Below are 8,101 nucleotides of genomic sequence, written 5' to 3' on the forward strand. Positions count from 1 at the left end.
GGGTTCTGCGCCCTGCCGCCGTTGCTGTACACGCAGGCCCGCGCTAAAGCCTTGCCATGCAACAACAACCCATCCTTGTCCTGACTACCGGCGGCACCATCGACAAAGCCTATTTCGATGCGTTGAGCGAATACCAGATCGTCGAGAGCGGCATTCCGGCGGTGCTTGAGCAGGCGCGTGTTGCTTTGCCGGTTCGCGTGATGGAACTGATGCGCAAGGACAGCCTCGAACTGACCGATGCCGATCGGGCTTTGATCGCAGCCGCCGTGCGCGAAGCGCCCGAAGCGCGCGTAGTGATAACGCACGGCACCGATACGATGACTGACACCGCCAAGGTGCTCGCCGACATTGCGGGCAAAACCATCGTGTTAACCGGCGCGCTTTCGCCCGCGCGTTTCGCCGAGACAGACGCCCCCTTCAACCTCGGCATGGCGCTTGCCACCGCACAAGTCGCCGCCCCCGGCGTATGGATCGCCATGAGCGGACAGGTGTTTGACGGGCTGAAAGTGCGCAAAGACCGCGCGGCGGGGAAGTTTGTGGCGGTTTAGGCAGCTTTCACCGCAGGCAAGACGTCCGTCGCTGCGAAGTCATTGCCTTTGAACAGCAGCGGCGCATTGCGCGCTTTGGCAAGCGCGTAACTGAACAGGTCACCGAAATTGAGCTGTGCCGGATGGCCGTTGCCTTTACCGTATTTCCGGAATGCCTCGTGGGCGATTATCGCGTGGTGATCCGTAACTGGCTCAATCTTGATTTGTGCCTGTTCGATCAAGCCGTGGAGTAACTCCACCATATCATCGCCAGCTCTGCGTCTGGTGACGATTCTTGCTTCGATGAGCGTTCCGGCGCTAATTGTAAGAGCATCAGAATTATCCAGAATTGTCTGAAACTGCTCTCTTTCAGGTTCGCCAAACAGTATTGCCAAGAGCGCGGAAGTGTCGACCGCGATCATATTGGCAGGCCATTCTCATCCCACTCAAGTTCCCAAGGGCCATCTTTTCGAGGCAAGGCATCGGCCCGCGCCAGAATCTCATCGATCCGCTTTCGCTTTGCCACACGGTCCTGAAGGTCAGCCGCCACCACCGGCATCAGCCGCACTTGCGGCACACCATCGTTATCGATCACGACCTCCTCACCCCGCAATGACGCAGCGATGAGTTCGGCAAGCGTTGACTTTGCCTTGGCAATATTGACGTGAATGGTCATCACGCAAAAATGCCTTGGCCAAGCGGCTTGGTCAAGGCCGCGCGCTTATTCCCACTCGATTGTGCGCCGACACCATAACTAACTGATTTCCCTATTCAAAATATTTTTCCTGTTTTGAGATGCCGCTATGTGTGCCGTCAAAAAACCGGGCTGTTGATTTTACTGGAGAATTTGCACCCCTCCCGAGCGTCGACATCTCCAGATCAATCGTCATCTTTCGCCCCGTTCGTCGCATTTGCGTTCAACACGACGTCAATCGGTTTCGGGGAATGGCGCGGAAAAAATACCGTCAAAACCCGCATCTGTGCGACCTGAACATGGCTCTTAGATGAGGGCATACTCTCGTTTGTCTGAATCGCCGAGAGGCAGATTCTCGCGGGTGTAGACAGATGGACGTGCCCAAACGAGTTAAAAACCGTTAGCTCTTGCCCCTCGCTCCCGCCGTCGCGATGGCCGACGGATCGGTGGCAATGTCGATCGGCACCCCTGCTTCCTTCCGCTCCGAATAGCGATCAACGAGCTGGGCCGCGTGCGGACGCAGTAGCACGGTAAACCGCACCAGCTCCTCCATTACGTCAACGATCCTGTCGTAGTAGCTGGAGGGCTTCATGCGCCCGGCTTCATCGAATTCGTTGAACGCCTTGGCGACACTCGACTGGTTCGGGATCGTGAACATCCGCATCCAGCGACCGAGGATGCGCAAGGTGTTCACGCTGTTGAACGATTGTGATCCGGCAGACACCTGCATGACCGCGAGCGTGCGGCCCTGAGTAGGTCGCATCCCACCCATGTTCAGCGGTAGGTGGTCAATTTGAGTTTTCATGATGCCAGTGACTTGTCCGTGACGTTCGGGAGAGCACCACACATGGACCTACAACGGCCGCATCATTGCACAGTTACGCTGGTGCAGGGGCCGTCCACACCATCACGTCAGTGACCGTGCCGTGACGGCAGGAGGCGATCACGCGGTGGAGTTCGGTGTGCAGTGTTGCCAGGTCGACCAAGCTCTCCGCTTGGTTTACTGTGCCACCAGCGCCGAAGCCGACAAGGCGTTCAAAATTGGGCAGCCGCAGAAGTCGCGCGATTCGCAGTCGGCAACTGCTCCAGCAAGGATGGCTTCCATCCTTTGTAAATCGGACAGCTTGGAGCGCACCATTGCAAGGTTGGCCTTGGCAATGTCATGCGCTTCGTTGCAGGCATTGGGTTGCAACCCATCGAGGCCAAGCAGCGCTTTGATTTCTTCGAGCGAGAATCCAAGTTCCCGCGCCCGCAGAATGAACTGCAACCTTTGCACCAGTTCCGGCGAATAGACCCTGTAACCATTGGCGCTACGCGGTGGTGCCGGGAGCAATCCAACCTTCTCGTAATAGCGGATGGTTTCGAGATTGCAACCGGTCTTCCGGGCAAGTTGGGCACGCAGAATGCCGCCTTGTGGTGTCATAAAATACCTCTTGAGTCTGTAGCTGGTACAGAGATTACACTGCGACTCATAAGACCGAAAGAAAGGAATCGCGTCGTGGCCTCAACGCCTGAAAAGGGAACTTCCGTTGCTCCCGAAATCCCCAAGGGCGACCGGCCGGGCTGGCTTGCAACGGGCGCTCTGATCGGCGCGGGGCTGGCCTCGGCTTGCTGTATCGTGCCGTTGCTGCTCGTCACGCTTGGCATTTCCGGTGCCTGGATCGCCAATCTGACGGCACTCGAACCCTACAAGCCGTATGTTGCTATGATAACGCTCACGCTGCTCGGCTACGGCTTCTGGCATGTTTATTTCAAGCCGAAACCACCGTGCGAAGACGGGTCATACTGTGTCCGTCCGCAGTCGGCGCGCAGCACCAAAGCGGTGCTGTGGCTTGGGCTTGCCATCGTCATCCTCGCGCTCTCCATCGATTGGTGGGCGCCTCTGTTCTATTGAAGGGAAACACTCATGAAAAAGATATTGCTTATCGGACTTGCCGTACTGACACTGGCAGGCGGAGGGGTCGCATTCGCAGTTGGCGGCACGGCGCAGGATCGCCCTGCGACTGCTGCAACCGCGCAAACGCAAACCACTTTCGCTATTGAGAACATGACCTGTGCCACCTGCCCGATCACTGTGAAGAAGGCGATGGAAGGCGTGGCCGGGGTGAGCGCGGTCAGCGTTGATTTTGGTGCCAAGACTGCGCGCGCGACTTATGATCCGCGCCGGACCAATGCGACGGCGATTGCCGCTGCATCGACCAATGCAGGCTATCTGGCGCGCGCCGTCAACAACTGAGATCGGGCGGCGAACTACGCGCCGGAGGAAAGCGACCTGTAATGAACGACTGTTGTGACCGCCTAGTTGGGCGGGAGGGATACGATGTGGCCGTTATCGGCGCTGGCTCGGCGGGGTTTTCCGCCGCGATTACCGCTGCCGAACTTGGTGCCAGGGTCGCACTGATCGGCCACGGCACCATTGGCGGCACCTGCGTCAATGTGGGTTGCGTCCCGTCCAAGACCCTGATCCGCGCCGCAGAGGCGGTGCATGGCGGAAAGGCTTCCGCGCGCTTTCCTGGCCTTGGCGGCAGTGTCAGTCTAGACAATTGGACCGCACTTGCGACGTCTAAAGACGAGCTGGTGACGGAGTTGCGGCAGAAGAAATATATCGACCTGCTACCAGCCTATGAGGGCGTGAGCTATATCGAGGGCAAGGCGCGCTTTGCCGATGGCAAGTTGCTGGTTGGCGATGCGTCGATGGAGACCGGCAAGGTCATATTGGCGATGGGTGCGCGCGCAGCTGTGCCGCCAATTCCAGGGCTCGACACTGTTCCCTACCTTACCAGCACTTCGGCTCTGGCGCTTGAGCGCTTGCCGAAATCCTTGCTGGTCATCGGCGGCGGCGTGATCGGGGTCGAGCTGGGGCAGATGTTTGCGCGCCTCGGTGTTTCCGTCACAATCTGTTGCCGCAGCCGCCTGCTGCCCGAAATGGACCCCGAGGTCGGCGTGGCACTGCAAACCTATCTCGAAGCTGAGGGCGTGCGCGTGTGCTCGGGCATCGGCTATCAGCGTATCGATTCCACGGTCAACGGAATAGAGTTGATTTGCGAAAGCCTGTCTTGCGACCGCAAAGGCAACTACGACACTGTTGCTACGGTTCAGACCATCACGGCCGAGCAAGTGTTGATCGCCACCGGACGTCGCCCCAACAGCGACGGGATGGGTCTCGAAGATCATGGCATCACTCTGGGCCGCAGCGGCGGCATCGTGGTTGACGAATATCTAGAAACCAGCGTTCCGGGCATCTACGCCGCAGGCGATGTCACGGGCCGCGACCAATTTGTCTATATGGCCGCCTATGGCGCGAAGCTGGCCGCGCGCAACGCGGTTGCCGGCAACCAGCACGGCTATGATAATAGCGCCATGCCATCGGTGGTGTTCACCGATCCGCAGGTGGCCAGTGTCGGCCTCACCGAAACGGCGGCGCGTGCGCAAGGGCTTGAGGTCAAGGTATCGCTGCTCCCGCTCGATGCGGTGCCTCGGGCCTTGGCGGCGCGTGACACGCGCGGGCTGATCAAGCTAGTCGCCGACAAGGCAAGCGACCGGCTGCTCGGCGGCCAGATTTTGGCCCCCGAAGGCGCGGATTCGATTCAGACGCTGGTGCTGGCGATCAAGCACGGAATGACCGCAGCCGATCTCGGCGCGACGATCTTCCCCTATCTGACTACGGTCGAGGGGTTGAAGCTGGCTGCGCAAACCTTCGACAAGGATGTGGCCAAACTCTCCTGTTGCGCTGGATAGTAGTTCACAAGGCAGCCCGAAAACTTCTGGAGGCGCGCACGCGCCTGCTGTTTGGAAATGTGGCGTCTCGCGCAATCCCGTTTCGAATGCAGCTGCGTCGCCGCCGCCCCGGTGCTGGCTACCTCTGGACCGTGGGATCATGGCCTGCAAAGGATGATGGGGCGATTCAAAGCGCGTCCGACTTTTTGTGGGAAAGCCTTACACAAGCCTTACACACTTACACAAAACCTTTCACAATCGAATGACCGAGAAATCCTAATTTAGTATTAATCACTTAACATAGTCTTGGCCCACTCAAAAGCCCCTGCGGATCGACCAGCAGGTTCTTCATCACACTTTGCTCGGCCGCTCGCTGTTTTGCCTTATGCACCAATTCGAGGGCGGGGAGCTCGAAGCCGCTAAGCCTGCGTGGTGTCGCCATCTGCGCTGTGACCGGACCAACCAGGTTCATTTCAAGTTCGGCGACGATCGATTGCCCAGCGCCTGTAGGACGGTCCACGTAGACCGCGAAATAGGGTTCGCCGGGCGCGATTGCCTGCTCATTCAAAAGAATCTCGGCCAACAACGTCCTCCCTCGATAGCGGAACGTTCAACGCCTGCGCACCATCGTGAATCTGTCGGTTCCGACCCTCTTCCGCCAGATAGCGGGCGGTCGGGTGCAGTGTGAAAGCGAAGCGACCTTGCAACTCCACCTTGGCAGGATCATCGCCACTGCTGCCGATCTCGAAATCACCAGCGAGCGCGAGACCTTCTCGGTTGAGCTGGAAAAGCCTCTACGCGGCGCCGGCGGCAAGCGCGGCCGCATCGATGTGTGGTTCCGGCTCACTGACGATGACGGTCGACAGTGGCGATGCGCGATCGAGCTCAAATTCTTCAAGCGGAAGAACCATCGAGAACCCAACAATCGCTACGAGGTCTTCAAAGACATTGCGCGCCTTGAAAGTTGCGGTGACGTCGCAGATGTCGGCTTCATGATCGTCGCGACCGACCACCTGCACTACGTCAGCAACGAGGTGTATTCCCTTGCGACCAGCGATTTCGACTTTCGCAACGGGGCGACATATCAGGCTGGAAAGACTCTGACTTACAACACTGGCGGAGACTTCGGCCCGCCCATCACGCTAGCGCGCGACTACCAGTTCCAGTGGGCGGATGGGACGACTTCGCTACACTATCTCTTGCTCGAAGTGACACCAACGCCATGATCGCTCGCGCATGGCTGTCGATAAACGCATGAGTAAGAACCGATATGGCTGACGATATTCCTTCCGAAATCCTGACCGAGATCAAGCGCGTCGCCCGCGAGGAATGGCCGGGGGATCGGGAGATGCAGCAGTATTCGACCGACGCGGAAACCACCGCTTACCGAGGGCTGGAAGACCTCGATTACGGGGAGGCTGCGGACCACAAGCCCGCGATCCTCACGGAGGCGAAGGAATACCACTCCACCTGGGAAGAGATTTACGGCTTTGTGTCGGAGGAGGTCGAGGCCTTCAAAGCCCTGGCCGCCCTCGCGGCCGATGACGTCCCGTCCGACTTCATTGCCGAACACAAACGCAAGGCCGCCGCCGAGCATGACTGGTTCGCCATGCAGCTTGAGACGGTGGAACAGGCGATCGAGGGCTATCGCTACGTTCAGCGCACCCGCGCCAAGGTCGGTCCCATTCGCGAAATCCTGGTGCGGATGGAGGCGATCATCGGTTCAGAGTGCTACAATGCCAACATCCAGAACTACAGCGCCTGGGGCGTCTGGGAGGGCGAAGGACGCTCATTCCGATACCCTGTCACCTACATCCGCGACGGCAAGGAGGAGAAGCGCAAGGCGCGCGTCGATGATCTCGAGCCCGAAGCGCTGATCACCGGCCACTACAAATTCGGCGCCAACGAGCTGAGCATCCACCGCGCCCTGGTTCGTATCGTCGATATGCTGAAGACCGATTATGGCCTGACGATTCCCGCACCCGAGGATCCCGCGTGATTGTGGCGCGCCGTGTGCTGAGCCCACCAGCGTTCGTCCTCTGCGCCCTTGCTTTCTCGGCGATGGCGACGCCCGCCCGGGCGGACCCCTGCGAAGGTCGCCTGCCATCTCAGCCGGGGCAGCAGTTTTCGGGAACGGTCCGCTATGTCGGGGACGGCGACGGGCTGTGCGTTGGCAATTCCAGCGATCCAAACACCTGGATCGAAGTGCGCTTGGCGGACTTTGACGCGCCGGAGCTCCACGCCCCTGATGGCCGCCTGTCCAAATCGCTCCTCGAGCAGGTTGCGTTCGGTCAGAATGTAGCTTGCGAGGCGCGGCGCGGGCGGCGTGGCCGCGTTATCGTTTTCGACCGGGTGATCGCCGTCTGCCGCGTCCATGGACGCTCGATCGGCGACCTACTCCGCGCGCGGCACGCGCCCGAAGGCGGCAACTGATCGTCGAACCTCAATCCAGAAGGGTCTGGGTCCAGGAGGGGAATGCCTTCCCCTGCGGTCGAGACGACACGTCTCGCCCGACCCCTTCTGCGGGGAGCGCCCCGCAACGCCCCCGCGGTGGCAACCAATCCTGAAGGCGGAATCCATTCGCAGCGACGTGCGTTGTCTCTGACCGTCAGCATGAGACTCACGCGATGAAACCCACGCTTCAGGCACATCTGCTCGAACGGGCCGCGAGCTTCCTCGTCATGGCCGATCACGTCGCCGAACCTGAAGCCCGGCTTTGCGGAGAACCGCTTTTACAGAATGTCGGCTATGCACTCGAACTCGGGCTCAAAGCGCTCCTTGTTGAGCGGGGATGGGACGACGATCGCTGCCGCACCGAGGTGCGGCATGACATCGCCAAAGCCCTCGGCGAAGCGGCGCAGGTCGGATTTGTACCAGCGCATCCCGACCTTGCCACCCTGATCGCCACTATTAGCCCCCTACTATAAGCGGCACGGACTGTCCGAATTGGTGGCCACCGGCGGCTTGGCGATGTCGCCCGATCAGGCCTTGGCCCTGACGCGGAGCCTGCTTGATCAGGTCCGCGTGTCGGTCACTAGGTAGCTGTCGGATCCGCCGGCGCGCATGAGAGGGAGAGGGCTGCGGCTGTCGCCGTGACGGGTTTTGAAGGTCGAGAGAGGTTCTCTGGCCGGCCCGTCGCGGAGATACGCGATGACACGCCCAG

At 59.9% G+C, this 8,101-nt stretch carries 12 protein-coding genes and 1 pseudogene; 8 read left to right on the forward strand and 5 right to left on the reverse strand.

Annotation, left to right across the window (positions count from 1 at the left end; all coding sequences use genetic code 11):
• Positions 1-56: 56 nt before the first annotated feature.
• Positions 57-548: an asparaginase domain-containing protein gene (locus tag B7Y89_RS15895; protein WP_292939640.1), complete on the forward strand. Its 492-nt coding sequence runs from the start codon at positions 57-59 to the stop codon at positions 546-548.
• Here the strand turns inward: B7Y89_RS15895 and B7Y89_RS15900 are convergent.
• From B7Y89_RS15900 to B7Y89_RS15915, 4 genes and pseudogenes are all read right to left on the reverse strand, one after another.
• Positions 545-949, reverse strand: coding sequence for a type II toxin-antitoxin system VapC family toxin (locus B7Y89_RS15900; protein WP_292939643.1), 405 nt, complete (start codon positions 947-949; stop codon positions 545-547). The genes B7Y89_RS15895 and B7Y89_RS15900 overlap by 4 nt on opposite strands.
• A complete protein-coding gene (locus B7Y89_RS15905; RefSeq protein WP_292939646.1) occupies positions 946-1,203 on the reverse strand; it encodes a hypothetical protein in 258 nt (85 codons plus the stop codon). The genes B7Y89_RS15900 and B7Y89_RS15905 overlap by 4 nt, the downstream gene beginning before the upstream one ends.
• 418 nt (positions 1,204-1,621) lie before the next feature.
• Positions 1,622-2,068 (reverse strand): annotated as a pseudogene (locus B7Y89_RS15910) (NAD(P)H-dependent oxidoreductase); the annotation flags it as partial.
• Positions 2,069-2,221: 153 nt separating this feature from the next.
• Positions 2,222-2,644 carry a helix-turn-helix domain-containing protein gene (locus B7Y89_RS15915; RefSeq protein ID WP_292939649.1) on the reverse strand — a complete coding sequence of 141 codons (423 nt, stop codon included), beginning with the start codon at positions 2,642-2,644 and terminating at the stop codon, positions 2,222-2,224.
• Between the two features lie 117 nt (positions 2,645-2,761).
• Between B7Y89_RS15915 and B7Y89_RS15920 the strand changes: the two genes are divergently transcribed.
• From B7Y89_RS15920 to merA, 3 genes are read left to right on the forward strand one after another with little or no spacing between them, the layout of a single operon-like run.
• Positions 2,762-3,115 (forward strand): mercuric transporter MerT family protein, encoded by a 354-nt coding sequence (locus B7Y89_RS15920; protein WP_292939676.1) that lies wholly within the window; start codon positions 2,762-2,764, stop codon positions 3,113-3,115.
• A gap of 12 nt (positions 3,116-3,127) precedes the next feature.
• Positions 3,128-3,457 carry a cation transporter gene (locus tag B7Y89_RS15925; RefSeq protein WP_292939652.1) on the forward strand — a complete coding sequence of 110 codons (330 nt, stop codon included), beginning with the start codon at positions 3,128-3,130 and terminating at the stop codon, positions 3,455-3,457.
• Positions 3,458-3,498: 41 nt separating this feature from the next.
• On the forward strand, positions 3,499-4,959 hold the full coding sequence (gene merA, locus B7Y89_RS15930; RefSeq protein ID WP_292939655.1) for a mercury(II) reductase: 1,461 nt from the start codon (positions 3,499-3,501) through the stop codon (positions 4,957-4,959).
• A 274-nt stretch (positions 4,960-5,233) separates the two neighbouring features.
• Here the strand turns inward: merA and B7Y89_RS15935 are convergent, their stop codons facing one another.
• Positions 5,234-5,521: a hypothetical protein gene (locus B7Y89_RS15935; RefSeq protein ID WP_292939658.1), complete on the reverse strand. Its 288-nt coding sequence runs from the start codon at positions 5,519-5,521 to the stop codon at positions 5,234-5,236.
• A 46-nt stretch (positions 5,522-5,567) separates the two neighbouring features.
• On the opposite strand from B7Y89_RS15935, the gene B7Y89_RS15940 reads away from it, so the two are divergent.
• The 4 genes from B7Y89_RS15940 (at position 5,568) to B7Y89_RS15955 (ending at position 7,865) form a co-directional block, all read left to right on the forward strand.
• Complete coding sequence (locus B7Y89_RS15940) at positions 5,568-6,164, forward strand: hypothetical protein (RefSeq protein ID WP_292939661.1); 597 nt, start codon at positions 5,568-5,570, stop codon at positions 6,162-6,164.
• Positions 6,165-6,208: 44 nt separating this feature from the next.
• The gene (locus tag B7Y89_RS15945) at positions 6,209-6,937 is read left to right on the forward strand and encodes a hypothetical protein (RefSeq protein ID WP_292939664.1); all 729 of its coding nucleotides are present in this window, start codon (positions 6,209-6,211) and stop codon (positions 6,935-6,937) included.
• Positions 6,938-6,999: 62 nt separating this feature from the next.
• Positions 7,000-7,371: a hypothetical protein gene (locus B7Y89_RS15950; protein WP_042441539.1), complete on the forward strand. Its 372-nt coding sequence runs from the start codon at positions 7,000-7,002 to the stop codon at positions 7,369-7,371.
• Positions 7,372-7,565: 194 nt separating this feature from the next.
• Positions 7,566-7,865 carry a hypothetical protein gene (locus B7Y89_RS15955; RefSeq protein WP_292939673.1) on the forward strand — a complete coding sequence of 100 codons (300 nt, stop codon included), beginning with the start codon at positions 7,566-7,568 and terminating at the stop codon, positions 7,863-7,865.
• Positions 7,866-8,101 lie beyond the last annotated feature (236 nt).

Origin of the sequence: Novosphingobium sp. 32-60-15 (assembly GCF_002280675.1) — a bacterium.
Taxonomy (GTDB): Bacteria; Pseudomonadota; Alphaproteobacteria; order Sphingomonadales; family Sphingomonadaceae; genus Novosphingobium.